At 66.1% G+C, this 25,488-nt stretch carries 25 protein-coding genes; 7 read left to right on the top strand and 18 right to left on the bottom strand.

The window, feature by feature from the left end; translation table 11 throughout:
- Window positions 1-93 precede the first annotated feature (93 nt).
- The 4 genes from ABIC51_RS17435 to ABIC51_RS17420 form a co-directional block, all read right to left on the bottom strand.
- Window positions 94-558 carry an Lrp/AsnC family transcriptional regulator gene (locus ABIC51_RS17435; RefSeq protein ID WP_059684359.1) on the bottom strand — a complete coding sequence of 155 codons (465 nt, stop codon included), beginning with the start codon at window positions 556-558 and terminating at the stop codon, window positions 94-96.
- Between the two features lie 98 nt (window positions 559-656).
- Entirely contained in the window at window positions 657-1,415 is a 759-nt protein-coding gene (locus ABIC51_RS17430; RefSeq protein WP_175898080.1) for a dimethylarginine dimethylaminohydrolase family protein, read from the bottom strand.
- Between the two features lie 207 nt (window positions 1,416-1,622).
- Window positions 1,623-2,873 carry a DUF1479 domain-containing protein gene (locus ABIC51_RS17425; protein ID WP_175898081.1) on the bottom strand — a complete coding sequence of 417 codons (1,251 nt, stop codon included), beginning with the start codon at window positions 2,871-2,873 and terminating at the stop codon, window positions 1,623-1,625.
- Between the two features lie 110 nt (window positions 2,874-2,983).
- Entirely contained in the window at window positions 2,984-3,373 is a 390-nt protein-coding gene (locus ABIC51_RS17420; RefSeq protein ID WP_060173155.1) for a VOC family protein, read from the bottom strand.
- A 72-nt stretch (window positions 3,374-3,445) separates the two neighbouring features.
- Between ABIC51_RS17420 and ABIC51_RS17415 the strand changes: the two genes are divergently transcribed.
- Window positions 3,446-4,411, top strand: coding sequence for a helix-turn-helix domain-containing protein (locus ABIC51_RS17415; RefSeq protein WP_175898082.1), 966 nt, complete (start codon window positions 3,446-3,448; stop codon window positions 4,409-4,411).
- Window positions 4,412-4,501: 90 nt separating this feature from the next.
- Here ABIC51_RS17415 and gltA read toward each other — a convergent pair whose 3' ends face one another.
- From gltA to ABIC51_RS17380, 7 genes are all read right to left on the bottom strand, one after another.
- Window positions 4,502-5,803, bottom strand: a complete 1,302-nt coding sequence (gene gltA, locus ABIC51_RS17410; protein ID WP_049097329.1) for a citrate synthase — start codon at window positions 5,801-5,803, stop codon at window positions 4,502-4,504.
- A gap of 66 nt (window positions 5,804-5,869) precedes the next feature.
- Entirely contained in the window at window positions 5,870-6,142 is a 273-nt protein-coding gene (locus ABIC51_RS17405) for an FAD assembly factor SdhE (RefSeq protein ID WP_011548107.1), read from the bottom strand.
- A 12-nt stretch (window positions 6,143-6,154) separates the two neighbouring features.
- Window positions 6,155-6,856: a succinate dehydrogenase iron-sulfur subunit gene (locus tag ABIC51_RS17400; RefSeq protein WP_006479352.1), complete on the bottom strand. Its 702-nt coding sequence runs from the start codon at window positions 6,854-6,856 to the stop codon at window positions 6,155-6,157.
- Window positions 6,857-6,877: 21 nt separating this feature from the next.
- Window positions 6,878-8,653 carry a succinate dehydrogenase flavoprotein subunit gene (gene sdhA, locus ABIC51_RS17395; protein WP_027791121.1) on the bottom strand — a complete coding sequence of 592 codons (1,776 nt, stop codon included), beginning with the start codon at window positions 8,651-8,653 and terminating at the stop codon, window positions 6,878-6,880.
- A 3-nt stretch (window positions 8,654-8,656) separates the two neighbouring features.
- Window positions 8,657-9,025, bottom strand: coding sequence for a succinate dehydrogenase, hydrophobic membrane anchor protein (sdhD, locus tag ABIC51_RS17390; protein WP_011355745.1), 369 nt, complete (start codon window positions 9,023-9,025; stop codon window positions 8,657-8,659).
- Window positions 9,026-9,029: 4 nt separating this feature from the next.
- Window positions 9,030-9,446 carry a succinate dehydrogenase, cytochrome b556 subunit gene (sdhC, locus tag ABIC51_RS17385; RefSeq protein WP_021158703.1) on the bottom strand — a complete coding sequence of 139 codons (417 nt, stop codon included), beginning with the start codon at window positions 9,444-9,446 and terminating at the stop codon, window positions 9,030-9,032.
- Between the two features lie 171 nt (window positions 9,447-9,617).
- Window positions 9,618-10,442 (bottom strand): GntR family transcriptional regulator, encoded by an 825-nt coding sequence (locus tag ABIC51_RS17380; RefSeq protein ID WP_034196031.1) that lies wholly within the window; start codon window positions 10,440-10,442, stop codon window positions 9,618-9,620.
- Window positions 10,443-10,730: 288 nt separating this feature from the next.
- On the opposite strand from ABIC51_RS17380, the gene ABIC51_RS17375 reads away from it, so the two are divergent.
- The 5 genes from ABIC51_RS17375 to acnA all read left to right on the top strand — a co-directional run bounded on the left by ABIC51_RS17375 (window position 10,731) and on the right by acnA (window position 17,901).
- Window positions 10,731-11,717 (top strand): malate dehydrogenase, encoded by a 987-nt coding sequence (locus ABIC51_RS17375; RefSeq protein WP_175898083.1) that lies wholly within the window; start codon window positions 10,731-10,733, stop codon window positions 11,715-11,717.
- Between the two features lie 187 nt (window positions 11,718-11,904).
- A complete protein-coding gene (locus ABIC51_RS17370; RefSeq protein WP_027791118.1) occupies window positions 11,905-12,912 on the top strand; it encodes an HpcH/HpaI aldolase/citrate lyase family protein in 1,008 nt (335 codons plus the stop codon).
- Window positions 12,913-13,141: 229 nt separating this feature from the next.
- The gene (locus ABIC51_RS17365; RefSeq protein ID WP_027791117.1) at window positions 13,142-13,657 is read left to right on the top strand and encodes a hypothetical protein; all 516 of its coding nucleotides are present in this window, start codon (window positions 13,142-13,144) and stop codon (window positions 13,655-13,657) included.
- A gap of 22 nt (window positions 13,658-13,679) precedes the next feature.
- Window positions 13,680-15,131: a bifunctional 2-methylcitrate dehydratase/aconitate hydratase gene (locus tag ABIC51_RS17360; RefSeq protein WP_175898084.1), complete on the top strand. Its 1,452-nt coding sequence runs from the start codon at window positions 13,680-13,682 to the stop codon at window positions 15,129-15,131.
- A gap of 52 nt (window positions 15,132-15,183) precedes the next feature.
- Window positions 15,184-17,901: an aconitate hydratase AcnA gene (gene acnA / locus ABIC51_RS17355; RefSeq protein WP_027791115.1), complete on the top strand. Its 2,718-nt coding sequence runs from the start codon at window positions 15,184-15,186 to the stop codon at window positions 17,899-17,901.
- 124 nt (window positions 17,902-18,025) lie between these two features.
- Here acnA and ABIC51_RS17350 read toward each other — a convergent pair whose 3' ends face one another.
- The 4 genes from ABIC51_RS17350 to ABIC51_RS17335 all read right to left on the bottom strand — a co-directional run bounded on the left by ABIC51_RS17350 (window position 18,026) and on the right by ABIC51_RS17335 (window position 19,674).
- Window positions 18,026-18,457, bottom strand: a complete 432-nt coding sequence (locus tag ABIC51_RS17350; RefSeq protein ID WP_060194856.1) for a DUF1801 domain-containing protein — start codon at window positions 18,455-18,457, stop codon at window positions 18,026-18,028.
- The gene (locus tag ABIC51_RS17345) at window positions 18,454-18,885 is read right to left on the bottom strand and encodes an SRPBCC family protein (RefSeq protein ID WP_124534059.1); all 432 of its coding nucleotides are present in this window, start codon (window positions 18,883-18,885) and stop codon (window positions 18,454-18,456) included. Before ABIC51_RS17345 ends, ABIC51_RS17350 begins: the two co-directional genes overlap by 4 nt.
- Window positions 18,885-19,208, bottom strand: coding sequence for an ArsR/SmtB family transcription factor (locus tag ABIC51_RS17340; protein WP_027791112.1), 324 nt, complete (start codon window positions 19,206-19,208; stop codon window positions 18,885-18,887). The genes ABIC51_RS17345 and ABIC51_RS17340 overlap by 1 nt, the downstream gene beginning before the upstream one ends.
- Before the next feature lie 61 nt (window positions 19,209-19,269).
- Window positions 19,270-19,674, bottom strand: a complete 405-nt coding sequence (locus tag ABIC51_RS17335) for a hypothetical protein (protein ID WP_226212402.1) — start codon at window positions 19,672-19,674, stop codon at window positions 19,270-19,272.
- Between the two features lie 180 nt (window positions 19,675-19,854).
- Between ABIC51_RS17335 and ABIC51_RS17330 the strand changes: the two genes are divergently transcribed.
- Window positions 19,855-21,588 carry a S53 family peptidase gene (locus ABIC51_RS17330; protein ID WP_027791111.1) on the top strand — a complete coding sequence of 578 codons (1,734 nt, stop codon included), beginning with the start codon at window positions 19,855-19,857 and terminating at the stop codon, window positions 21,586-21,588.
- 64 nt (window positions 21,589-21,652) lie between these two features.
- On the opposite strand, the gene ABIC51_RS17325 is transcribed toward ABIC51_RS17330, so the two are convergent.
- The 3 genes from ABIC51_RS17325 to ABIC51_RS17315 all read right to left on the bottom strand — a co-directional run bounded on the left by ABIC51_RS17325 (window position 21,653) and on the right by ABIC51_RS17315 (window position 25,422).
- Window positions 21,653-23,071, bottom strand: coding sequence for an MFS transporter (locus ABIC51_RS17325; RefSeq protein ID WP_146252620.1), 1,419 nt, complete (start codon window positions 23,069-23,071; stop codon window positions 21,653-21,655).
- A 220-nt stretch (window positions 23,072-23,291) separates the two neighbouring features.
- Window positions 23,292-24,128 carry an ABC transporter permease gene (locus tag ABIC51_RS17320; protein ID WP_027791109.1) on the bottom strand — a complete coding sequence of 279 codons (837 nt, stop codon included), beginning with the start codon at window positions 24,126-24,128 and terminating at the stop codon, window positions 23,292-23,294.
- Window positions 24,129-24,165: 37 nt separating this feature from the next.
- Window positions 24,166-25,422 (bottom strand): ABC transporter permease, encoded by a 1,257-nt coding sequence (locus tag ABIC51_RS17315; protein WP_027791108.1) that lies wholly within the window; start codon window positions 25,420-25,422, stop codon window positions 24,166-24,168.
- Between the last annotated feature and the right edge of the window lie 66 nt (window positions 25,423-25,488).

Below are 25,488 nucleotides of genomic sequence, written 5' to 3'. Positions count from 1 at the left end.
CCTGATTGGATTCGGGCCGGACAATTTGATTCGGAATACAAATCGTCAGGCCCGGTCATTCGCGTCGAAACCGGCCATTCCCGGCCGGCCGCCTCACACGACGGTGCGCTTGATCGCCTGCAGTTCGGCCGTCGTCACGATCTTCTCGATCCGGAATCGCGGGCTTTCCAGCCACACGTTCGCGATCCGCCGGTACTCGTCGAGATCCTCGCACGCGAGCCGTACGAGAAAATCGAACGTGCCGCTGACGAGCCAGCAATCGAGCACGGCCGGATTCGCACGCATTTCGTCTTCGAACGGCGCCTGCGAACGCCCGTGGTCGGCCAGCACGATCTGCGCGATCACGACGATCGGCTTGGTCGCCCGCGGCGCCTTGATCACCGCACGGTAGCCCTCGATCACGCCGAGCGCCTCGAGCCGCTCCACGCGCGCCTGGCAGGGCCGCGGCGTGAGGTTCACGAGCTCCGACAGCTTCCGGTAGGAAATGCGCCCGTCGGTGCGCAGGATGTCGAGGATCCGGAGATCGATCTTGTCGAGCTGCATCTTCTTGTCGGTCATCCGCGTTCGCTCCGGTCGGGTCGTGGCTGGTGCGCGGAACGTTTCCTGTTCCGCGCGGGGGCCACATTATCCGGCCGAAGCGGCCGCGCGCCAATCGGCTAGAACCGCAGCGACAGGCAGGTCAGGCCGCCGTCCATCTTGCGGAACTCGCTCGTATCGATCACGTGCAGCGGCAGCCCGAGCGACGCGATCGCGTCGTGCACGCGCGGGTAGCCGGCCGGCGTGATCAGCGTGCCGTTCACGCGCAGCGTGTTGCCCGCGTATTCGTCGGCGGCCGAGATCGCGATCCGGCGATAGTCGGCGAATGCCGGATGCGCGGCCAGCGCTTCGGTCACGAGCAGCGTGTCGTCGCCGAGCGCGTTGACGACCGACTTCAGATGCAGGCCGGCGCCCACCGGCACCGCGACGACCGAATAGCCGTAGCGCGACACGAGCGCTTCGAACGCGGCGATGCCTTCGGCGTCGGTACGGCCCGTCAGGCCGATGTAGAAGCGCTTGCCGACCTGCATCACGTCGCCGCCGTCGAGACGGCCGTCCTGCATCGGCAGCAGGTCGCGATGCGCGGCGAGCGCCGTTTCGATGTGCGCCGTCTCGCCGCGCCGGGCGGGCGCACCGGGGCGCGTGATCACCGCGAATTCCGGTGTCACGACCGCGACGTCCTCGACGAAGTGCGAATCGGGAAACGCGTCCAGCGGCGGCAGTTCGGTCAGCTCGACGCCGAGCGTGCGCAGCGCGTCGCAGTATGCGTGGAACTGCGTGAGCGTCTTGTCGTAGTCGGGCGCGCCGAGCTCGGCAGTGGTCAGGCCCGCGCCGCAGGACGGCGCGGGGCGGCGAACGATCGCTTGCGTGAATTGCATCGACTCCTCCATGGTCAGCGCCACACCCGTGCGGCACACGGGGCGGCTGCGTTGTGTCCGGACCATTATCGGAAGCCAAATTGCGCAATTCGCGTCGATTTCGGCTGCGCAGACAGCCGATTGCGTCGAATTGCGCGCAGCCCGCAGCGGATTCGGCAGACGGCCGTTCACCGCGTGGCGAACGGCCGCTTTCCCGTGCGACGCGGGCTAAGCGCCCGGCCCGAACCCCATCTGCGAACGGCCGAGCGCCGAGAGATCGCCCTCCCCGCCCCGTCCGTCGAATTCGACCTCGAAATGGTCGGCCGGGAAATCGGGCGGGCTCTCGCCGCGCAGGAACGCGGCCCGCTGGCGCAGCAGGTACGCGTCGTTCTTCGCGCAACCGGGCGCGGCCGCGATGTACATCACGTTGCTGTCGCCGCTGCCGCGGTGCGCATCCTCGACCGCGTGCACGACGTCGCCATGCCAGAACACCGCGTCGCCCGGCTCCATGTGCGGGATCGGCACCAGCGCATCGAGCAACAGTGCGTGCCATTCGGGCCGGATCGACAGCGCGCGCCCCGGACGCGCGCCGCACAGGTCGTCGTCGGCGACATCGTCCTGCAGCGCGCGCAGCACGACATAGGCCATCGCGTTCGCAACCGGGATCAACTGCAGCGTGCCGTCTCCCGGCCCCTGCGGCGTGAGCGCGGTCCAGCCCTGGAACGTGCGGAACATCGAGCACACGGCCGGCGACGGAATCTCCTCGACGTCCGGACGGAACGCTGCATCGAACGGGTCGTAATCGCACCAGCGGCCGGCCAGCACGTGACGGTAGACCTGGCGGAAGTTCGCGCCGAGCCAGCGTTCGACGGAACCGCCGTCGACATGCGGCGACAGCCCGAGTGACGTCGAGCCGGGCGGGCGGCGGCGAATCCGGTCCGCATAGGCCGGCACCTGATCGGGATCGAAGTGCGTACGCCCGCCGTCGGCGTGCCGCCACAGGCGGTTCAGGAACACGCGCGCCTGCGTCAGTGCCGGCGACTGGCGCGCAGCCACCTGCGGCTTCGACCAATAAACGCCGTAGATCTGCGGCTTGCCCGACGCAAGGTTGCCGAAATAGCGATCCTCGGCGCGCGCATCGAGCCGCTCGGTGAAGCGGTTCGCGTCCAGGTACGCGCCGATCTCGTCGTTCCAGTCGCGCGCCTGCCGCGCATCGAATACGCGACGAATCACGACCGCGCCATGCGTGCGGATCGCTGTCACCGTGCGCGGATCGACGGTCCCGCCCGCGATGTCCGCGAACGGCACCACCGGAATCACGTCGTGGCCATGCGCATGCGCGCGGCGGATCGCGTCGACCTGCCGCGCGATGTCGCCCTCCAGCTCGCGAAACGTGGCCGCATAACCGGGCAGGTCGGCGCACAGCCCCTTTTTCGCGTCGCGAATCGCGGCAGGCAGGTCGTCAATCGTCAGTTGCATCGTGGTCTCCTCGCTGACAGGTGTCGTGATGTGCCGTCAGCGTACGGCCGGTGCGCAGCCGAGATCACCGTTATCCGGCCAACTATCGATACAATCCTGACAACCCTGGATCACTCGGGACGATGACAGACCACGCAAAGCTTGTTGCCGTCCGGATCGCGGAAATAGGCGCCGTAGTAATCGCGGTGATAGTCCGGCCGCAGGCCCGGCGGCCCTTCGCAGGTGCCGCCGTGGCGCAGCGCGAGCGCGTGGCAGCGATCGACGTGCGCGCGCGTCGGCGCAACGAACGCGATCGTGTGGCCGTTGCCCGGTTCGGGCGCACGGCCGTCGAGCGGCTGGCCGAAGAAGAACAGCGGCCGGTCGGCGTCGGCCGGCATCCAGCCCGTCCAGCCGTCCGGCTCGCGGAATTTGAGGCGCAGCCCGAGTTCCGCGAACAGCGGCGCGTAGAAATCGTAGGCGCGTGAGGTGTCGCTGACGCCCACGCAAACATGTGAAAACATGGCATTGCTCCGTCGTGACGATCGCCCTCGATCATGCCATGGCGCGATGCCCGCCCTCTCCCGGAGGCCGCGATGAAACCGCAGTACGAGCACGTGACGTTCGCCCCCGGCTGTTCGATCCGTGTCTATCACCGCCAGCTCGCGCGCATTCCGTTCGAATGGCATCGCCATCCCGAGTACGAACTGACGCTGACGCTCAACAGCCGCGGCCGGCGCTTCATCGGCGATCACGTCGCGCACTACACAGACGACGACCTGGTGCTCGTGCCGCCCAACCTGCCGCATACCTGGTCGTCGAACGCGCGCATCGATCGCGATGCGCCCGAGGTCGCGGTCGTCATCTGGTTCGACGGCGACTGGGTGCGGCGGCTGGCCGACTGCTGCCCCGAATACGCGCCGCTGCGTTCGCTGCTGCGGCGTGCCGCACCGGGCCTGCGCTTCGACACGGACACAGCCCGCGCGATGCGGGCGCGGCTGCCGCACTTGCTCGATCCGTCGCCGCGCGCCAGGCTCGCGGCCGCGCTCGACACGCTCGCCGATCTCGCGGAAGCCGGCGGCGAGCCGCTCGCCACCGCGCACGCGTACGACCGGAGCGAACGCACGACACCGCACGCCGATTCGGCCGCCCCCGAAGCCGAGCGCCTCGACCGCGTGCTCGACGCGATCGACCGGCACTTCCACGAACCGCTGCGCATCGACGCGCTCGCCGCCGCTGCGCACATGTCCGAACGCACGCTGCAGCGCCTGTTCGTCCGGCATCTCGGCGAAAGCGTCGGGCGCTACGTGCAGCGGCTGCGGCTCGCGCACGCGTGCCGTCATCTCGTCGGCACCGACTGGCCGATCGCGACCGTGGCCGCGCGCTGCGGCATTCCGAATGCCGCGAACTTCAACCGCCAGTTCCTCGCCGCACGCGGGATGACGCCCGGCGCCTACCGGCAGTTCTTCGTGCGGCACGGCCACGCGCCCGATGACGACGCGCCCGCACTCGACACACGCCCGCCGTCGCTGGAGCATCGCGCCGATCCGGCGCGCAAATGAAAACACCCCGACGGGATGACCCGTCGGGGTGTCGTGGCGTTGCGATTGCCCGACGCGAGCGGCCTGCCGGCCGTTCGCGCCACACACGGCTTAACGTGCGTTGAGCGGCTTCGCTTCGCGCGGCGTATCGCCGATGAACAGCTGACGCGGACGGCCGATCTTCTGCTCCGGATCGCCGATCATTTCGTTCCACTGTGCGATCCAGCCGACCGTACGTGCCATCGCGAAGATACACGTGAACATCGACGTCGGGATGCCCAGCGCGCGCTGAACGATGCCCGAGTAGAAGTCGACGTTCGGGTACAGCTTGCGCGACACGAAGTATTCGTCTTCCAGCGCGATCTTCTCGAGCTGCATCGCGAGCTTGAACAGCGGGTCGTCGTGCAGGCCCAGTTCGTTCAGCACTTCGTAGCACGTTTCGCGCATCAGCTTCGCACGCGGGTCGTAGTTCTTGTACACGCGGTGACCGAAGCCCATCAGCTTCACGCCCGAATTCTTGTCCTTCACCTGCTTGATGAATTCGGGGATGTTGTCCGGCGAACCGATCTGCTCGAGCATGTTCAGCGCGGCTTCGTTCGCACCACCGTGCGCCGGGCCCCACAGACACGCGATACCGGCCGCGATACATGCGAACGGGTTCGCGCCCGACGAGCCGGCCAGGCGGACGGTCGACGTCGATGCGTTCTGCTCGTGGTCGGCGTGCAGGATCAGGATACGGTCGAGTGCGCGGACGAGCACGTCGTTGACCTTGTACTCTTCGCACGGGTTCGAGAACATCATGTGCATGAAGTTCGCGCTGTACGACAGCGAGTTCTTCGGATACACGAACGGCTGGCCGATGCTGTACTTGTAGGCCATCGCGACGAGCGTCGGCAGCTTCGCGATCATGCGGATCGCCGACACTTCACGGTGACGCGGATCGTTGATGTCGAGCGAGTCGTGGTAGAACGCCGACAGCGCGCCGACTGCGGCGACCAGGATCGCCATCGGGTGCGCGTCGCGGCGGAAGCCACGGAAGAAGAAGTGCATCTGCTCGTGCACCATCGTGTGCTTCGTGACGGTGTCGACGAATTCCTTCTTCTGCGCTGCGTTCGGCAGCTCACCCTTCAGCAGCAGGTAGCAGCTTTCGAGGAAGTCCGCGTTTTGCGCGAGGTTGTCGATCGGGTAGCCGCGGTACAGCAGCTCGCCCTTGTCGCCGTCGATGTACGTGATCGCCGAATTACAAGCTGCCGTCGACATGAAGCCCGGGTCGTACGTGAACTTGCCGGTCTGGCCGTACAGCTTGCGGATGTCGATCACGTCCGGGCCCATCGTGCCCTTGTAGATCGGCATTTCGACGCTCGGAGAGTTGTCGCTGAACGATAGCGTGGCTTTAACATCAGACGGAGTCATGGCACATCCTCAATCGAAATAAAGAAACGGGATTCGATAACGGGCACAACGTGTCACACCTTGGCGTTACACGTTGCGCAGCATCTCCAACAGCCGGTGAATGTCCGGGCTGTCTAGGTCGCCTTCTGGTTCCTTGCGCGCGAGGAGCAAGTCCATCAGGTCGTTGTCGCTCAGATCGAGCAGGCGCGACAACGCGCCTACGTCTGCATCGGTGAGGTCATGCTCGTATCTGCCGAAGAAACGCTCGAATACGATGTCGTTTTCCAGCAGACCCCGCCGCGCGCGCCAGCGAAGGCGCGCGCGACGGTGCGGGTCGGATTGATGCGAATCGTCGCTCATTGCAGCCCGGCCTTAAACCGCGCGGCGGACCATCAGTTCCTTGATCTTGCCGATCGCCTTCGTCGGGTTCAGGCCCTTCGGGCAAACGTCGACGCAGTTCATGATCGTGTGGCAACGGAACAGACGGTACGGGTCTTCCAGGTTGTCGAGACGCTCGCCGGTAGCGGTGTCGCGGCTGTCCGCGATGAAGCGGTAAGCCTGCAGCAGGCCGGCCGGGCCGACGAACTTGTCCGGGTTCCACCAGAAGCTCGGGCACGACGTCGAGCAGCTCGCGCACAGAATGCACTCGTACACGCCGTCGAGCTCGTCGCGTTCTTCCGGCGACTGGAGGCGTTCCTTCTCCGGCGGCGGCGCGTCGTTGATCAGGTACGGCTTGATCGAGTGGTACTGGTTGAAGAAGTGCGTCATGTCGACGATCAGGTCGCGCACGACGGGCAGGCCCGGCAGCGGACGCAGCACGATCTTCTGCGGCAGGTCGTTCAGGTTCGTCAGGCACGCGAGACCGTTCTTGCCGTTGATGTTCATCGCGTCCGAACCGCACACGCCTTCACGGCACGAACGGCGGAACGACAGCGTCTCGTCCAGTGCCTTCAGCTTCACCAGTGCGTCGAGCAGCATGCGCTCATGCTGGATCTCGAGCTCGTACGTCTGCATGCGCGGCGCTGCGTCCTTGTCCGGATCGTAGCGGTAGACTTCAAAAATGCGTTTTGCCATTTCGGATTCCTTTGACTCGGCTTAGAACGTGCGCGGCTTCGGCGGCACGGAGTCGACCGTCAGCGGCTTCATTTGAACCGGCTTGTAGTCGAGGCGATCGCCTTCGCTGTACCACAGCGTGTGGCGCAGCCAGTTCTCGTCGTCGCGGTGTTCGTAGTCGCTGTGTGCGTGCGCGCCACGGCTTTCCTTGCGCGCTTCCGCCGACACCATCGTGGCGCGAGCCACTTCGATCAGGTTCTCCAGCTCGAGCGCTTCGACGCGCGCGGTGTTGAACACCTTCGACTTGTCCTTCAGGTGGATGTTTTCCACGCGCGCCTTCAGGCCGGCCATCTGGTCGACGCCTTCCTTCAGCAGCTCCGACGTGCGGAACACGCCTGCGTGCTTCTGCATCGTCGAACGGATGTCGTTCGCGACGTCCTGCGTGTATTCGCCCGAGGTCGACTTGTCCAGCTTCGCCAGGCGCGCCAGCGAGAATTCGCCTGCATCGGCCGGCAGCGGCTTGTGTTCCTTCTGGTTCTTCACGTGCTCGACGATGTGGTTGCCGGCCGCACGGCCGAACACCACGAGGTCCAGCAGCGAGTTCGTGCCGAGGCGGTTCGCGCCGTGCACGGACACGCACGAGCATTCGCCCACTGCGTAGAAGCCGTTGACCGGATCCTTGTGACCGCGCGACGTGCCGACGACCTGGCCGTGGATGTTGGTCGGGATGCCGCCCATCTGGTAGTGGATCGTCGGGACGACCGGGATCGGTTCCTTGATCGCGTCGACGTTCGCGAACTTCAGCGCGATTTCGCGGATCGACGGCAGACGCTTCATGATCGTCTCGGCGCCGATGTGCGACAGGTCGAGCAGCACGTGATCCTTGTTCGGACCCACGCCGCGGCCTTCCTTGATTTCCTGGTCCATCGAACGCGACACGAAGTCACGCGGCGCCAGATCCTTCAGCGTCGGTGCATAGCGTTCCATGAAGCGCTCGCCGTTCGCGTTGCGCAGGATACCGCCTTCACCACGCACGCCTTCGGTGATCAGCACGCCCGCGCCGGCCACGCCGGTCGGGTGGAACTGCCAGAACTCCATGTCCTGCAGCGCGATGCCCGAACGCGCAGCCATGCCGAGGCCGTCGCCGGTGTTGATGAACGCGTTGGTCGATGCCGCGAAGATCCGGCCTGCGCCGCCCGTCGCGAACAGCGTCGTCTTGCCTTCCATGATGTAGACGTCGCCCGTCTCCATCTCGAGGGCCGTCACGCCGAGCACGTCGCCGTCCGCGTCGCGGATCAGGTCGAGCGCCATCCATTCGACGAAGAACTGCGTCTTCGCTTCGACGTTCTGCTGGTACAGCGTGTGCAGCAGCGCGTGACCGGTACGGTCGGCGGCCGCGCATGCGCGCTGGACCGGCTTCTCGCCGTAGTTCGCGGTGTGGCCGCCGAACGGGCGCTGGTAGATCGTGCCGTCCGCGTTGCGGTCGAACGGCATGCCGAAGTGCTCGAGTTCGTACACGACGTTCGGCGCTTCACGGCACATGAACTCGATCGCGTCCTGGTCGCCGAGCCAGTCGGAGCCCTTGATCGTGTCGTAGAAGTGGAAGTGCCAGTTGTCTTCGCTCATGTTGCCGAGCGACGCACCGATACCGCCCTGCGCGGCCACCGTGTGCGAACGCGTCGGGAACACCTTCGACAGCACGCCGACCGACAGGCCCGCGCGCGACAGTTGCAGCGCCGCGCGCAAGCCGGAGCCGCCCGCGCCGACGATCACGACGTCAAACTTGCGGCGCGGGAGATTAGTTTTGATTGCAGCCATTCTTTACACTCTCCAGAGAATCTGCGCGGCGTAGCCCGCACATGCGAGCAGCCAGACGATGGTCAGCGATTGCAGCAGCAGGCGCACACCGACGGGCTTCACGTAGTCCATCCAGATGTCGCGCACGCCGACCCATGCGTGGTAGAAGAGGGAAAGCAGCATCACGAAGGTCGCGAGCTTCATCCATTGCGCGGCGAAGATCGATGCCCAGCCTTCGTACGAGAAATCGTGCGCGCCGAAGAACAGGACGAGCAGAATGACCGTGTAGACCGCCATGATCGTGGCGGTGATGCGCTGCGCAAGCCAGTCGCGCAGGCCGTAATGTGCGCCGACGACGAGGCGCTTCGAGCCGATTCGGTTATTGGCTGCCATTTTCTTAGAATGCTCCGAACAGTTTGAGTGCCATGGCGATCGTCAGCGCGATCGAGACGACAAAGACGACGACTGCCGTCCGCTTGCCGCCTTCCTTCGTGACGGCGTCGTGGTTGACGTCCATCAGCAGGTGGCGAATGCCGGCGCAGAAATGGTGGAAGAAGGCCCACGACAGTGCGAGGACGATCAGCTTGACGATGATGTTGGAGAGGAAAGCCTTGAAGACTTCGAAGCTGAGCTCGGACGTGAGGCTCTGGTCGAAGAGGAACAGCAGGAACGGCAGGAACAAGAACAGCAGCGCGCCGCTGACTCGATGGAGAATCGACAATATCGCCGCCAGCGGCATGCGATATTTCATCGTGATATCGGCGAATCCGATGTTCCGGTATTCCGGCCTCGGCTTTCTTACTGCATCAGTCATGCTAGACCCCTACTATGTTGTCACACTAATCCGCGATTTTAGCGCCTTTTTATATCGCGCTGCAGCGAAAGTCTGCTCTGGATAGTTGCGCGAACTAGAACAAAAGGCGGCCCGAAACGTGCTTCGCGAGCGTGGGAAACGCGAACGCACTCGGCTTGAGCCGAAACTCCGTCAACTCAAGTCATTCTGATAGTAGTACCCGGTTGTGACATACCAGCCGCGACGCACCTCCACCGGCCGGTCACCATATGTATAGGACACGCGCTCGACCGACAGCAACGGAAAACCCGCCGGCACGTGCAGCAGGTCGGCCACCGCCGGCTCCGCCGCCACCGCGCGGATCTTCTCCGTCGCGCGAATCATTCGCGTGCCGAACTCCGTCTCGAACATCGCGTAGAGCGGCCCCTTGTACTCGCTCAGCCGCTCGAACGTGAGCCCGCGGAACATCGCGCCCGGCAGCCAGATCTCGTCGAGCACCGTCACTTCGTTCTCGAACTCCAGCAGCCGGCGCACCTGCACGACCGGATCGGCCGGCTTCAGGTCGAGCTGCCGCGCGATCTCGGCCGGCGCGCGCAGGCGCCGGCATTCGAGCAGGCGGCTCACGTGCGGATGCTCGGCACCGTCGTCGGCCAGCAGGCGCAGGAAGCGGAACTGCGCGCGATCTTCATTGTGCGTCGCAACAAAAGTACCCTTGCCCTGCCGCCGGACCACGAGGTTTTCCGCGGCCAGTTCGTCGATCGCCTTGCGGACGGTGCCCTGGCTGACCTTGTAGCGGGCCGCGAGCTCCACCTCGCTCGGGATGATCTCGCCCGGCTTCCATTCACCGGATTCGAGACTTTGCGTGATCAATGACTTAATCTGCTGGTATAACGGGCTGAACGTCGGCGACGGCGGCGCCGCAGGCGAAGGTGCGGGATCGCTCGCGCCCGGCTGCCCTGGGCCGCCTGCGCCGGTCTGATTCGCGGTATTCGCCTGGTTCGATGTCATGGCGCGCATTTCATCACAAACCGCACTTTTTCGTCCACTCAATTTCCGCAAAACATCTGTCTTATATAAGACATATGATACCGTTTGACTTTGCGCGTGACGGCTCCTACACTCCCGGTCGAGCAAGGGTTCGCGGGTGCAAAAGCGCGTCCCCGGCTACGTGCCACGGCCGTCTCCAGGTTCACCGCGTCTGCCATCGCGAGTCCTCCGCCCTGCTTCAATGCAACGCTACGCACAACGCGCATAGAATGGCGTTTTCGCTAGCGTCCAACGCTTCACCCGTCCTGGAGATTTTCAATGGCTAAGCCCGCAAAGCGCGTTGCCGTCACCGGCGCCGCAGGTCAAATCGCTTACTCCCTGCTGTTCCGCATCGCGAACGGCGACCTGCTCGGCAAGGACCAGCCGGTCATCCTGCAACTGCTCGACCTCCCGCAAGCCCAAGCCGCCGTCAAAGGCGTCGTGATGGAACTCGACGATTGCGCGTTCCCGCTGCTGGCGGGCGTCGTGATCACCGACGATCCGAAGGTCGCATTCAAGGATGCCGACGTCGCACTGCTGGTCGGTGCTCGTCCGCGCTCGAAGGGCATGGAGCGCAAGGACCTGCTGTCGGCGAACGCTGAAATCTTCACGGTTCAGGGTGCTGCGCTGAACGAAGTCGCCAGCCGCGACGTGAAGGTCCTGGTCGTCGGCAACCCGGCGAACACGAACGCATACATCGCGATGAAGTCGGCGCCGGATCTGCCGAAGAAGAACTTCACGGCAATGCTGCGCCTCGACCACAACCGCGCGCTGTCGCAGCTCGCAGCGAAGTCGGGCAAGCCGGTCGCATCGATCGAGAAGCTCGCCGTGTGGGGCAACCACTCGCCGACGATGTACCCCGACTTCCGCTTCGCGACCGCCGAAGGCGAATCGCTGCTGAAGCTGATCAACGACGACGTGTGGAACCGCGACACGTTCATCCCGACCGTCGGCAAGCGCGGCGCGGCGATCATCGAAGCGCGCGGCCTGTCGTCGGCGGCGTCGGCAGCCAACGCGGCGATCGACCACGTGCGTGACTGGGTCCTCGGCACGAACGGCAAGTGGGTCACGATGGGCATCCCGTCGGACGGCTCGTACGGCATCCCCGAAGACATCATCTACGGCGTGCCGGTCGTGTGCGAAAACGGCGAGTACAAGCGCATCGAAGGCCTGGAAATCGACGCCTTCTCGCGCGAGAAGATGGACGGCACGCTGGCCGAGCTGCTCGAAGAGCGCGATGGCGTTGCCCACCTGCTGAAGAGCTAAGCATCACGTACCTTTGCCGGGCGGCTCTCGGGCCGCCCGGTTCCGGCCCGGGCCGGCGCCAGCCGCCGGCCCTGCCGAACGATCCGATCCGCGCCCGTTTTGCCGCCCCGCGCCCGCCGCGCACCGGCCCAGAACGCGCCCGAATCCGATTTTCTCCACGTTGACCCGCTTCCCTGACGTAGACGAGATGGCTGCGCTCACTCCTGCACAAGTGCTGTACGACGGGGCGTCCCCGCCCGCGGTCCTGCCCTGTTGCGATCACTACGCGGGCAGCGAAAAGCTGATGCGCAAGTCGCTCGCGCTGCAGGCCGAAACGGGCCCCGTGTTCGACATCACGCTCGACTGCGAAGACGGCGCGGCCGTCGGCCAGGAAGCCGCGCACGCGGCACTCGTCGCCGACATGCTCGGCAGCGACGAAAACCGCTTCGGCCGCGTCGGCGTCCGCATCCACGACTTTTCCCATCCGCACTGGCGCGACGACGTGCGCATCGTGCTGCGCGCGTCGCGCGCACCCGCCTACATCACGCTCCCGAAGATCGCGAGTGCCGCCGACGCAGCCGAAATGACCGCGTTCATCGAAGGCACGCGCCGCGAGCTCGGCATCGCGCAGCCGATCCCGGTCGACGTGCTGGTCGAGACGCACGGCGCGCTCGCGCAGGCGGCCGCCCTCGCCGCGCTGCCGACGGTCGGCACGCTGAGCTTCGGGCTGATGGATTTCGTCTCCGCGCACCATGGCGCGATTCCCGATGCCGCGATGCGCTCGCCCGGCCAGTTCGAGCACCCGCTCGTGCGCCGCGCGAAGCTGGAAATCGCCGCGGCCTGCCACGCGCACGGCAAGACGCCGTCGCACAACGTGACGACCGAGGTGCGCGACATGAGCGTCGTCGCCGCCGATGCACGCCGCGCGCGCGACGAATTCGCCTTCACGCGGATGTGGAGCATCCACCCCGCGCAGATCCGCCCGATCGTCGACGCATTCGCGCCGCGTACCGACGAGGTCGCGCTGGCCGCCGAGATCCTGCTGGCCGCGCAGGCCGCCGACTGGGGGCCGACGCGCCACGGTGATACGCTGCACGATCGCGCGAGCTACCGGTATTACTGGTCAGTGCTGCGCCGCGCGCGGGCCACCGGCCAGCCCGTACCGGCCGAGGCCGCGCCGCTGTTCGGCCCGGCCGCCGCGGGCAGCGCGCCGTAAGCGCGCGGCGCCGGCCGATACACGAGTTTCATGCATTCGACGACACGCGAACCGGATAGAGGTTTGCGAAACGACAAAAAACGTAACGGAGCCCGAAAACCTGATATGTACGCGGCCAAATAGGTGAAAATAGCGGCCGCTGCGCGCTTTCGGGGCGCGTGCAGTTTCAAACCGGCCGGCAATTCGATTGCCGGCCCTTGTCAACTGATTATCGAAAGGTTCTGACTCCATGAAGAAACTCCTGATCGCTACCGCCATCGGCGCCTTGTCCGCCACGATGCTGGTGTCGGCTCCGAGCGCGTTTGCCCAGGGTACGACCACCACGACCGCGAAGAAGGCAACGGCCAAGCGCCCGGCGCCGGCCAAGCGCATCATCCCGCGCAGCAAGAAGGCACAGGCACGCGCCGCAGCCAAGGTCGATCCGGTACCGGACGGCGCGGTCAAGTGGTCCTGCAAGGAAGGTCTGTCGTTCGACCTCGCCGGCGACATGAAGCGCGACCAGGTGGTCACGGTTCACTGGGCGAAGAAGAACTACAAGCTGCCGCGTCAGGCCACGACGACGGGCGCGGACACGTTCTACGATCCGGCAGCAGGCTTCAAGCTGATCGTGATCCCGACCAAGGCGATGCTGTTCTCCGACGCAAACGGCGGCGAGCGCCTCGCGGACGAATGCGTGACGCCGGAAATGGCACAAGGCACGCCGGCACCGACGCAGTCGAACGAGCTGAAGCCGGCAACGAACTAAGCGCGTTCCCATCGGCCCCTCGATGTCCGCCCCGGTCTCCAACGTCCGCCCTGCTCCGGATACGGTACTCGTCGATATCGTCGACTACGTGCTGAATGCCGGCATCGACAGCGCGCTCGCGCTGGAGACGGCGCGTCATTGCCTGATCGACACGCTCGGATGCGGACTCGAGGCGCTGTCCTACCCTGCCTGCACCAAGCTGCTCGGCCCCGTCGTGCCCGGCACGATCGTGCCGAACGGCGCGAAGGTGCCCGGCACGTCCTTCCAGCTCGATCCCGTCCAGGCCGCGTTCGGCATCGGCGCGATGATCCGCTGGCTGGACTTCAACGACACCTGGCTCGCCGCCGAATGGGGCCATCCGTCCGACAATCTCGGCGGCATCCTGGCGACGGCCGACTGGCTCTCCCGCACGGCCGTCGCGGCCGGCAGGAAGCCGCTCACGATGCGCGACGTGCTGGTCGCGATGATCCAGGCCCACGAGATCCAGGGCTGCCTCGCACTCGAGAATTCGTTCAATGCGGTCGGGCTCGACCACGTGCTGCTCGTGAAGGTCGCATCGACGGCCGTCGTCGGCCGGCTGCTCGGGCTCACGCGCGACGAGCTGATCAACGCGGTGTCCAACGCGTTCGTCGACGGTCAGGCGCTGCGCACCTACCGCCACGCGCCGAACACGGGCTCGCGCAAATCATGGGCGGCCGGCGACGCGACCTCCCGCGCGGTGCGCCTCGCGCTGATCGCGAAAACGGGTGAAATGGGCTACCCGTCGGCACTCACCGCAAAGACCTGGGGCTTCTACGACGTGCTGTTCGACGGCAAGCCGTTCCGCTTCCAGCGCCCGTACGGCACGTACGTGATGGAAAACGTGCTGTTCAAGATCGCGTTCCCTGCCGAGTTCCACGCGCAGACGGCCGCCGAGGCCGCGCTGCAGCTGCATGCGCAGCTCGCCGCCGCGGGCCGCACGACCGACGACATCAGCCGGATCACGATCCGCACGCATGCGGCCGCGATCCGCATCATCGACAAGCAGGGCCCGCTCGCCAATCCGGCCGACCGCGACCACTGCATCCAGTACATGGTCGCCGTGCCGCTGCTGTTCGGCCGGCTGACCGCGGCCGATTACGAAGACGCGGCCGCCGCCGATCCCCGCATCGACGCGCTGCGCGCGAAAACGGTGTGCATCGAGGATCCGCAGTTCACGAAGGATTACCACGACCCGGACAAGCGCTCGATCGCGAATGCACTGACGATCGAGTTCACGGACGGGTCGAAACTTGCCGAAGTGGCGGTCGAATACCCGCTCGGCCATCGGCGGCGGCGTGCGGAAGGCATCCCGCTCCTGGTCGAGAAGTTCAGGACCAACCTTGCCCGCCGCTTCCCGGCAAAGCAGCAACAAGCGATTCTCGACGTGTCGCTGGACCAGGCAAAGCTCGAAGCGATGCCGGTCGATGAGTACGTCGACTTGTATGTGATATAGCCGTCAGATACAGGACTATTTGTTTCCTAGCCTTAAACCCAGGAAAATCACCATGGCCCACAATCTCCACAAGACCCTCAAGGAATTCGACAGCGGTTCCGGCAAAGGCAAGTTCTACTCGCTGCCGCAGCTCGGCAAGGAACTGAAGACGAAGATCGAACGCCTGCCGGTGTCGATCCGTATCGTGCTCGAGTCCGTGCTGCGCAACTACGACGGCAAGAAGATCACCGAAGAGCACATCGAGCAGCTCGCGAACTGGAAGCCGACCGCGAAGCGCGTCGACGAGATTCCGTTCGTGGTGTCGCGCGTCGTGCTGCAGGACTTCACGGGTGTGCCGCTGCTCGCCGACATCGCGGCCATGCGCGGCGTCGCGGAGCGTACGGGCAAGAACCCGAAGAAGATCGAGCCGCTGGTTCCGGTCGACCTCGTCGTCGACCACTCGGTCCAGATCGACTACTTCCGCCAGAAGGACGCGCTCGACCTGAACATGAAACTGGAATTCCAGCGCAACAACGAGCGCTACCAGTTCATGAAGTGGGGCATGCAGGCATTCGACACGTTCAAGGTCGTGCCGCCGGGCGTCGGCATCGTCCACCAGGTGAACCTCGAATACCTCGCGCGCGGCGTCCACAAGAAGGCGGACGGCGGCGACACCGTGTACTACCCGGACACCCTCGTCGGCACGGACAGCCACACGACGATGATCAACGGCATCGGCGTGGTCGGCTGGGGCGTGGGCGGCATCGAGGCGGAAGCCGGCATGCTCGGCCAGCCGGTGTACTTCCTGACGCCGGACGTCGTCGGCGTCGAGCTGAAGGGCAAGCTGCGCGAAGGCGTGACGGCCACCGACCTGGTGCTGACGATCACCGAAATGCTGCGCAAGGAGAAGGTCGTCGGCAAGTTCGTCGAGTTCTTCGGCGAAGGCACGAAATCGCTGTCGCTGCCGGATCGCGCGACGATCGGCAACATGGCGCCGGAATACGGCGCGACGATGGGCTTCTTCCCGGTCGACGAAAAGACGATCGACTACTTCGAAGGCACGGGCCGCACGAAGGCGGAAATCGCCGCGTTCGAAAACTACTTCAAGGCGCAGAAGCTGTTCGGCATCCCGAAGGCCGGCGACATCGACTACACGAAGGTCGTGACGCTGGATCTGACGACGGTCGCCCCGTCGCTGGCCGGCCCGAAGCGCCCGCAGGACCGCATCGAGATCGGCAACGTCAAGTCGACGTTCACCGACCTGTTCTCGAAGCCGGTCGCGGAAAACGGTTTCGCGAAGAAGGCGGACGACCTGGGCACGCAGTACACGACGAGCAACGGCGTCGACGTGAAGAACGGCGACATCCTGATCGCCGCGATCACGTCGTGCACGAACACGTCGAACCCGAGCGTGCTGCTGGCCGCCGGCCTGCTCGCGAAGAAGGCGGTCGAGGCCGGCCTCACGGTCGATCCGAAGATCAAGACCTCGCTCGCGCCGGGATCGCGCATCGTCACCGAGTACCTGACGAAGACGGGCCTGCTGCCCTACCTGTCGAAGCTCGGTTTCGAAGTCGCGGCGTATGGCTGCACGACCTGTATCGGCAACGCGGGCGACCTGACGCCGGAGCTGAACGAAGCGATCACGAAGAACGACATCGTCGCGGCAGCCGTGCTGTCGGGCAACCGTAACTTCGAAGCGCGTATCCACCCGAACATCCGCGCGAACTTCCTCGCGTCGCCGCCGCTCGTCGTCGCGTACGCGATCGCCGGCAACATCACGCGCGACCTGATGACCGAGCCGGTCGGCAAGGGCAAGGGCGGCCGCGACATCTACCTCGGCGACATCTGGCCGACGAGCGACGAAATCCACGCGCTGCTCAAGTTCGCGCTCGATCCGAAGAAGTTCGAGGACAACTACTCGAAGCTGACCAAGAAGGGCGACCTCTGGAGCAAGATCGAGGGCGAATCGGGCCAGGTCTACGACTGGCCGAAGTCGACCTACATCGCCGAGCCGCCGTTCTTCGGCAACGACTTCTCGATGGAACCGGCTGCATCGATCCCGACGGTCAAGGGCGCGCGCGCACTGGGCATCTTCGGTGACTCGGTCACGACCGACCACATCAGCCCGGCAGGCTCGATCAAGGAAGACTCGCCGGCGGGCAAGTGGCTGAAGGAAAACGGCGTGCAGAAGGCCGACTTCAACAGCTACGGCTCGCGCCGCGGCAACCACGACGTGATGATGCGCGGTACGTTCGCGAACGTCCGGATCAAGAACCTGATGATCCCGGCGAAGGCGGACGGCACGCGCGTCGAAGGCGGCCTGACGATCCACCAGCCGAGCGGCGAACAGCAGTCGATCTACGACGCGGCGATGCAGTACGTCGCGGCCGACACGCCGACCGTCGTGTTCGCGGGCGAAGAATACGGCACGGGCTCGTCGCGCGACTGGGCCGCGAAGGGCACGCAGCTGCTCGGCGTGAAGGCCGTGATCGCACGCAGCTTCGAGCGTATCCACCGCTCGAACCTGGTCGGCATGGGCGTGCTGCCGCTGCAGTTCAAGGGCTCGGACAGCGTCCAGTCGCTCGGCATCACCGGCGACGAGACGTTCGACATCGAAGGCCTCGGCGACGACTTCAAGCCGCAGCAGGACGTCACGCTCGTGATCAACCGCAAGAACGGCGAAACGCAGCGCGTGCAGGTCCTGCTGCGCATCGATACGCCGATCGAAGTCGACTACTACAAGCACGGCGGTATCCTGCCGTTCGTGCTGCGCTCGCTGCTCGCAGCGTAAGCGCCCTGCCTTTGCAGGTGCCGCAGCCGCCTCGCGGCGGTTGCGGCCGATTTGGATGCCCGACCTCGTGTCGGGCTTTTTTTTGCCTGCGCGCGTTACGCAATGTTGCCGATTGTCAGGCTCGTCACGCCGCCTTGTCGCCGCGCGCCTTCGCGCCCGCTCCTCGTGCGTTCTTCTTCAAGTGCGTGCGGTTGTACTCGATCGCCGCGCGCACGAGATTCTTCAGCGCCCGCTTGTCGAGCCGGTCGCCTTCGAACAGGTCGATCGCGCGTCGCGCATTGCCGTCGAGGCCGTCGTTGAACAGCTTGTCGGGATCGGGCAACTGCGCGCCGTGCATGAAGGTCAGCTTCACCTTGCCCTTGTGCGCGTTCGCCACCGCGATCATCCCGTCGCACGACCATACGGGGCTGCCCATCCACTTCCATTCCTCGACGATGCCCGCTTGCGCGGCGAGGATCGTCTGGCGCAGGTCGGCGAAGGTCTTGCCGCGCCAGTCGGCGATGCCGGCGATCAGCGCGTCGATGCGCTCCGACGGCGTGAGGTCCGTTGCGTTCATGCGCGGGCCTCCGTGCCTTCGTCGGGGCGTGTCAGCACCTGTTCGAGCGCATCGAGGAACCGCACCCAGCCGTGCTGCGCACCGCGGTACGCCTGCTCCTGGTCCGTGCGGAAGCCCACCTGCTCCATCCGCAGGTGCGTGCCGGCCGGCGTCGGCGTGAGCGTCCACGTGACGACGCTTTCGAGGCCGTACGCGGCCCACGTATAGGACAGCGTGCGCGGCGGCTCGATCGTCAGCACCTTGCAGTCGACCGAGCCCCAGTCGGCGCGGAAACTGAAGGCGCGGCCCGCGACGGGTTCGAAGTCGCTCTTCATCAGCCACGCCTCGATCAGGTGCGGTTGCGTGAGCGCGCGCCAGATCTTCTCCGGTGGATGAGGCAGTTCCCGGTCGACGACGACGGAGCGCGTTTCGGTGGTGGCCTGGTTCATTACTGGTCCATCCTTTTCAGAAGATCTTCGAGGGCATCGAACCGGTTCTGCCAGAAGCCGGCCATCTGGCTCGTCCAGTCGATCAGCGGGGCCAGCGCTTGCGGCTGCGCGCTGTAGTGCGTCTGCCGGCCTTCGTGACGGTCGTTCACGAGCCCGGCCTGCTTCAGTACGCCGAGATGCTTCGACACGGCCGGCTGCGAGACGCCCGCATGGGCCGTCAGCGCGGCGACCGTCAGCTCGCCGTCCGCGCACAGCCGCTCGAAGAGCGCGCGGCGGGTGGGATCGGCCAGCGTCCGGAAAAGCATGTCGTGATCGGTCTGCATGTCGTTCAAAATCCATAACCCGTTGGTTATGGATTGAAGAATAGCCGCCGGTCGACGCGCGTCAAGGCGGAATTTCACGAACGGCGTCGTGCAATCCGGTGCGGGCCTGCCGCCCACCCATCGGCGCGCGCCTGCGCCCGGATTCGAGCGTTTCCTCTAATTCGCATGTGCGACACGCGATCCGAAAGCCGCCTGCAAGACTGCCCGACGTGCTGTTCCACAGTTCGGGAAACGTTTGCGTTCGACCGGCCCCTTTCTTGTGCACGTGCGAATCCGTTCCTGCCGCATCGCTTCGTTTGACCACATAGTGCGACGCGGCATGCGGCAACGACCGGTCGCGCGCCATGCGTTCACGCGTCGATCCACTCCGCGATCGCGCATGTTCCGACGCCGTGACGAGCGACTCGTGCGTGCGAACGTCGCGCATTGCCGCGCCGTCGTGCCGCGAACCGGTTCCGTTCGCCACGCCCACGATCGCCTGCGCATACGACGCTGCGCGTGCACGCACACACCCCGATGTCAGAACTGACAGCTATGGAAACTGGCAGCTACCTGAACGGTAGCGACGCCCTACGCTCGTCACCGCTCGCGACCCCACAAGGGTCGAGGGCTCCAGCAACGTCGTCTCTCCTAAAAAGGACTCCCGATGAAAAGGAACGCCTGGTTTGCCCTGCCCCTGCCGTCGCCCCGCCGCCTTGCGTGCGTGGCACCCCTCGTGTTCGCTGCCGCTGCGGCGCATGCGGCGACGGACTGGGTCGATACCCATACGAAGGCCTTTCTGACCGGCCCGCAGTTGATGGCGCGCAGTGCGGCACCGTCGCTCGAACTCGCGGCCGGCGAAACGACCGACGTCGTCGTCAGCCTGAAGCTGCGCAATGCCGCGCAGCTCAAGCAACTGGCGCGCGACGTGAACCGGCCCGGCAGCGCGCATTACCGCCAGTACCTCACGCACGAGCAGTTCCTCGCCAACTACGCGCCGACCGATGCGCAGGTGAAGTCGGTCGTCGACTATCTGCACAAGAGCGGCTTCGTGAATGTCGAGGTCGCACCGAACCGATTGCTGGTGTCCGCACGCGGCACGGCCGGCACCGTGAAGACCGCATTCAACACGTCGCTCGTGCACTTCGACTACGCGGGCCGCTCGGGCTTCGCCAACACGTCGACCGCGCAGGTGCCGCGCGCGCTCGGCGACGTCGTCGGCTCGGTGCTCGGGCTGCAGAGCGTCGCGCGCGCGCGGCCGCTGCTGCGCATCGGCAACGTGTCGAAGCCGCAGGCGCTCGCGGCCGGCACGGCGACCGGTCATTATCCGAAGGAATTCCCGGGCCTCTACAACGCGACCGGCGTGCCGACCGCAGCCGGTGTCACCGTCGGCATCATCACGATCGGCGGCGTGTCGCAGACGCTGCAGGACCTGAAGCAGTTCACGTCGAGCAACGGTTACGGCACGGTCTCGACGCAGACCGTCAAGACCAACGGCTCGGGCGGCAGCTATACCGACGACCAGGACGGCCAGGGCGAATGGGATCTCGACAGCCAGTCGATCGTCGGCTCGGCCGGCGGCCAGGTCGGCAAGCTCGTGTTCTACATGGCGGACCTCAACGCCAGCGGCAACACGGGGCTCACGCAGGCGTTCAACCGCGCGGTGTCGGACAACACCGCGAAGGTGATCAACGTGTCGCTCGGCTGGTGCGAAACCGACGCAAACGCGGACGGCACGCTCGACGCCGAGGAGCAAATCTTCACGACGGCAGCGGCGCAAGGCCAGACCTTCTCGGTGTCGTCGGGCGACGAAGGCGTGTACGAGTGCAACAACCGCGGCTATCCGGACGGCTCGAACTACACGGTATCGTGGCCGGCTTCGTCGCCGCACGTGCTCGCGATCGGCGGCACGACGCTCTACACGACGTCGTCGGGTGCGTTCTCGAACGAGACGGTGTGGAACGAAGGGCTCGACGACAACGGCAAGCTGTGGGCAACGGGCGGCGGCGTCAGCACGATCCTGCCCGCGCCGTCGTGGCAGTCGGGCAGCAACCGCCAGTTGCCGGACGTGTCGTTCGACGCCGCGCAAAGCACCGGCGCGTACATCTACAACTACGGCCAGTTGCAGCAGATCGGCGGCACGAGCCTCGCCGCGCCGATCTTCACGGGCCTCTGGGCACGCCTGCTCGCAGCGAACGGCACGGGCCTCGGCTTCCCGGCCGGCAATTTCTATGCGGACATTCCGTCGCGTCCGTCGCTCGTGCGCTACGACGTGGTGTCGGGGAACAACGGCTATCAGGGGTATGGCTATAACGCCGGCACCGGCTGGGATTACCCGACCGGCTTCGGCAGCCTGAACATCGCGAACCTCAACCAGCTGATCAAGTCGGGCGGGTTCTGAGCGAAGCTTGAAGGCCGGTGCGCGGCGGCAGGTTGCCGCGCACCGGCGCGTGACTTGCCCTTGCCTATTCCGCCGCCCGCTCGCCCACGCGCTCGGACGCCGCCGCCACGCCGGCCCGATGCGACGGCGCAAAGAGCCGCAACCCGCTCGCGACACTCGCCGCCCCGGCGAACCCCGCGCCGAGCATCAGCGCAAGCGTCGGCCCGTGGCGCCCCGCGATCCCGAACGACAGCGCGACGAGCGCAGCACCGGTCGCCTGCCCGATCAGCCGCGCGGTCGCGATGATCCCGCTCGCGCCGCCGCTGCGCTCGGGCGGCGCGCTCGACATCAGCGCCTTCAGGTTCGGCGACTGGAAAAAACCGAAGCCCGCGCCGCAGAGCATCATCCGCCAGCCGATGTCGATCACGCCCGGCGCCGCCGGCAACGCGGCGAGCGACACCATGCCCGCGCTCAGCAACGCAAGACCGATCGCGCCGAGCAGGCCCGGCGGATAACGATCCGACAACCGCCCCGCGATCGGCGCGGCAAGCGCGACGATCGCCGACCACGGCGTCATCAGGAACCCCGTCTCAACCGCGTTGCGATGCAGGACGGTTTCGAAATAGAACGGCAGCGACACGAACGCGAGCCCCTGCGCGGCGAACGCGCACACGGCGGTCAGCGCGGACAGCGTGAACACCGGCCGGCGAAACAGGTCGACCGGCAGCATCGGCGCCGGGTGCCCGGCCTGGCGGCGGATCAGCAGCCAGCCGAATGCAAGCGCGACCGCGGCCGACGCGAATACGATCGAAAGCGGCCCGCGCTGCGCGAATTCGCCGAGCGCGAAGATCAGCGACGCGAACGTAACCACGTTGAACAATGCGGCGACCGGATCGAATACGTGCTTGCCGCGCGCTGTCTGCGGCAGCGACGGAATCGCCACGGCCAGCGCGAACACGCCGAGCGGCACGTTCACCGCGAACAGCCACGGCCACGCGGCGACCGACAGGATCAGCGACGCGATGGTCGGCCCCACCGCGAACGACACGCCGACGACGAGCGCGTTGAAGCCGACGCCGCGCCCGAGCCGGTGCGCGGGGAACAGGCCGCGGATCAGCGCGACGTTGACGCTCATGATCGCGCTCGCGCCGAAGCCCTGCACGATCCGCGCGGCCGTCAGCATCGGCAGCGTCGACGCGAGCGAGCAACCGAGCGACGCGAGCGTGAACACCGCGAGCCCGGCGATATACACGCGCTTGTGGCCGACGATGTCGCCGAGCGACGCGAACGGCAGCAGCGTCGCGACCATCGCGAGCTGGTATGCGTTGATGATCCATACGGACGCGGCCGGCGATGCATGCAGGTCGGCGGCGATCGCGGGCAGCGCGGTGTTCGCGATCGCGGTGTCGAGCGTCGCGAGCGCGACGGCCAGCAGCACGGCGGACATCGCGCGCCAGTTGACGGCCGGCTCATGCGCGCCGGCGGAGGAGGCGAATTCGGACAAGATGAGGCTCGGCTGACGAGCGACGCGTTGCGCCGCGTCGCGGATTGGACTCGCGGCGGCGTTCCGGTCGCACCGCACGGAACGCGCGCCGCCGCGTCCCGTATTGTTGCAGAGCCGCATCGAACGTGCAGGCGGCCGCTTCGTCAGTCAGCGAAATGAAAGCAATGCGCGGCCACGCACGACACGTGGCGACTCAGTTGCCGGGGGCAAGCCCGCCCGCTCAGCTCACCGCGCGCCGCGCATTGCGTCCGCGCAGCCATTCGAGCGCAAGCAGCAGGCTCGTCGAGAAGATGATCAGGATCGTAGCGAGCGCGGCGATCGTCGGGCTGATGTTCTCACGGATGCCCGTGAACATCTGGCGCGGCAGCGTGGTCTGGTCCGCGCCCGCGAGGAACAGCGTGACGACGACTTCGTCGAACGACGTCGCGAACGCGAACAGCGCGCCCGACATCACGCCCGGGGCGATCACCGGCAGCGTCACGCGGAAGAAGGTCGACACCGGATTCGCGCCGAGCGACAGGCTCGCGCGCACGAGGTTCTGGTTGAAGCCCTGCAGCGTCGCCGCGACCGTCGTCACGACGAACGGCACGCCAAGCGCGGCGTGCGCGGCGATCAGCCCCGTGTAGGTGTTCGCGAGCCCGAGCGGCGCGAAGAACAGGTACATGCCGACGCCGACCACGACGACGGGCACGATCATCGGCGACAGCAGCACGGCCATCAGCAGCCCCTTGCCGCGGAAGTCGGCCTTCGTGAGACCGATCGCGGCGAGCGTGCCGAGCACTGTCGCGACGACGGTCGCCGACGGCGCGACGATGAAGCTGTTCTTCGCGGCCATCCGCCACTCGTCCGACGCGATCAGGTTCTCGTACCAGCGCATCGAGAAGCCCGGAATCGGATAGACGAGGAACGTGCTCGACGAAAACGACAGCGGCACGATCGCGAGCACCGGCAGGATCAGGTACAGCAGCGTCAGCACGACGAGCACGCGCAGCGCGACGTACCACGCGCGCTCGACGAACGACATGTGCGGCGCGAACAGCGGCCTGGCGAGTTTCATGGTCGGATTCCCCTTCCCGTTTCGTTGTGCGCGGCGCTCAGCCGAGGCTCACGTTGGTGCGCGTGAAGCGCCCGTACACCGCGTACAGCACCAGCGTCGCCGCGAGCAGCAGCCCACCGAGCGCGCACGCCATGCCCCAGTTGATCGTCACGTTCGTGAAGTACGCGACGTAATAGCTGACCATCTGGTCGTTCGGCCCGCCGAGCAGCGCGGGCGTGATGTAGTAGCCGATCGCGAGGATGAAAACGAGCAGCGCGCCCGCGCCGACGCCCGGATAGGTCTGCGGCACATACACGCGCCAGAACGCGGCGAACGGATGGCTGCCGAGCGATACGGCCGCGCGCTGGTAGGTCGGCGGGATCGACTTCATCACGCTGTAGAGCGGCAGGATCATGAACGGCAGCAGGATGTGCGTCATCGAGATGTACACGCCGACGCGGTTGAACAGCAGCGTCAGCGGATGCGAGATCAGCCCGCTGCCGATCAGCGCCGTGTTGATGAGCCCTTCGCTCTGCAGCAGCACGATCCACGCGGCGACGCGCACGAGCACCGACGTCCAGAACGGAATCAGCACGAGGATCATCACGAGGTTGGCACGCCGCTCCGACAGCGTCGAGATCCAGTACGCGAGCGGATAGCCGAGCAGCAGCGCGAACAGCGTGACGGCGACACCGATCACGAACGTGCGGCCGAAGATCGCCAGATAGATCGACTGGTCCGGATCGGCCTGCACGATGTGGCCGAAGCCGTCCTGCTTGTGGTCGAGCGCGGCGAGCAGGTAGAACGGCGACACGGTGCTGCCGTTCTTCGCGATCGACTGCCAGTACGCGACGTCGCCCCAGCGTGCATCGAGGTCGATCAGTTTCGCGCGCGTCTGCGCGGGCGTCAGTGCCGCGTCGTTGTCGCCTTTCAGCGGCATCGCGCGCGCCGTCTTCGCGACGAGCGAGCGATAGCCGGGAATCTCGGTGTTCAGGCGCCGCGCGAGCGCACCCATCGCCTCGCTGTCGGCCACCTTCGTCATGTCGGCTGCGAGCGCGACATACGCGGCGTCGGCCGGCGGTGCCTTGCGGTCCCAGCCCGACAGCGCGGCGACCGTGCCCGGCAACGCGGTCGCGATCTCCGGGTTCTGCACCGCGCGCGTGAGCAGCGTGCCGATCGGCACGACGAAAATCAGCAGCAGGAAAATCGCGAGCGGGGCGACCAGCAACAGCGCCATCGTGCGCTTGCGGGCTTCGGCGGCCTTCAGCTCGCGCTTGAGCGCGGCGGTCGACGGCGAGGAAGACGCGATCGTCATCGTATTCAACGTTTCTCTCCGGCCGGGGACGATCCGGCGGAAGGCCGCGCGACGCGATCGACGCGC

The organism is Burkholderia sp. 572 (genome assembly GCF_040545135.1).
Classification (GTDB): domain Bacteria; phylum Pseudomonadota; class Gammaproteobacteria; order Burkholderiales; family Burkholderiaceae; genus Burkholderia; species Burkholderia cepacia.
This window is presented reverse-complemented; position numbering and strand designations above follow the sequence as displayed.

Coding starts and splice junctions, on each gene's coding strand:
- ABIC51_RS17435 (WP_059684359.1), bottom strand. CDS start 558: ATGACCGACAAGAAGATGCAGCTCGACAAGATCGATCTCCGGATCCTC.
- ABIC51_RS17430 (WP_175898080.1), bottom strand. CDS start 1,415: ATGCAATTCACGCAAGCGATCGTTCGCCGCCCCGCGCCGTCCTGCGGC.
- ABIC51_RS17425 (WP_175898081.1), bottom strand. CDS start 2,873: ATGCAACTGACGATTGACGACCTGCCTGCCGCGATTCGCGACGCGAAA.
- ABIC51_RS17420 (WP_060173155.1), bottom strand. CDS start 3,373: ATGTTTTCACATGTTTGCGTGGGCGTCAGCGACACCTCACGCGCCTAC.
- ABIC51_RS17415 (WP_175898082.1), top strand. CDS start 3,446: ATGAAACCGCAGTACGAGCACGTGACGTTCGCCCCCGGCTGTTCGATC.
- gltA (WP_049097329.1), bottom strand. CDS start 5,803: ATGACTCCGTCTGATGTTAAAGCCACGCTATCGTTCAGCGACAACTCT.
- ABIC51_RS17405 (WP_011548107.1), bottom strand. CDS start 6,142: ATGAGCGACGATTCGCATCAATCCGACCCGCACCGTCGCGCGCGCCTT.
- ABIC51_RS17400 (WP_006479352.1), bottom strand. CDS start 6,856: ATGGCAAAACGCATTTTTGAAGTCTACCGCTACGATCCGGACAAGGAC.
- sdhA (WP_027791121.1), bottom strand. CDS start 8,653: ATGGCTGCAATCAAAACTAATCTCCCGCGCCGCAAGTTTGACGTCGTG.
- sdhD (WP_011355745.1), bottom strand. CDS start 9,025: ATGGCAGCCAATAACCGAATCGGCTCGAAGCGCCTCGTCGTCGGCGCA.
- sdhC (WP_021158703.1), bottom strand. CDS start 9,446: ATGACTGATGCAGTAAGAAAGCCGAGGCCGGAATACCGGAACATCGGA.
- ABIC51_RS17380 (WP_034196031.1), bottom strand. CDS start 10,442: ATGCGCGCCATGACATCGAACCAGGCGAATACCGCGAATCAGACCGGC.
- ABIC51_RS17375 (WP_175898083.1), top strand. CDS start 10,731: ATGGCTAAGCCCGCAAAGCGCGTTGCCGTCACCGGCGCCGCAGGTCAA.
- ABIC51_RS17370 (WP_027791118.1), top strand. CDS start 11,905: ATGGCTGCGCTCACTCCTGCACAAGTGCTGTACGACGGGGCGTCCCCG.
- ABIC51_RS17365 (WP_027791117.1), top strand. CDS start 13,142: ATGAAGAAACTCCTGATCGCTACCGCCATCGGCGCCTTGTCCGCCACG.
- ABIC51_RS17360 (WP_175898084.1), top strand. CDS start 13,680: ATGTCCGCCCCGGTCTCCAACGTCCGCCCTGCTCCGGATACGGTACTC.
- acnA (WP_027791115.1), top strand. CDS start 15,184: ATGGCCCACAATCTCCACAAGACCCTCAAGGAATTCGACAGCGGTTCC.
- ABIC51_RS17350 (WP_060194856.1), bottom strand. CDS start 18,457: ATGAACGCAACGGACCTCACGCCGTCGGAGCGCATCGACGCGCTGATC.
- ABIC51_RS17345 (WP_124534059.1), bottom strand. CDS start 18,885: ATGAACCAGGCCACCACCGAAACGCGCTCCGTCGTCGTCGACCGGGAA.
- ABIC51_RS17340 (WP_027791112.1), bottom strand. CDS start 19,208: ATGCAGACCGATCACGACATGCTTTTCCGGACGCTGGCCGATCCCACC.
- ABIC51_RS17330 (WP_027791111.1), top strand. CDS start 19,855: ATGAAAAGGAACGCCTGGTTTGCCCTGCCCCTGCCGTCGCCCCGCCGC.
- ABIC51_RS17320 (WP_027791109.1), bottom strand. CDS start 24,128: ATGAAACTCGCCAGGCCGCTGTTCGCGCCGCACATGTCGTTCGTCGAG.
- ABIC51_RS17315 (WP_027791108.1), bottom strand. CDS start 25,422: ATGACGATCGCGTCTTCCTCGCCGTCGACCGCCGCGCTCAAGCGCGAG.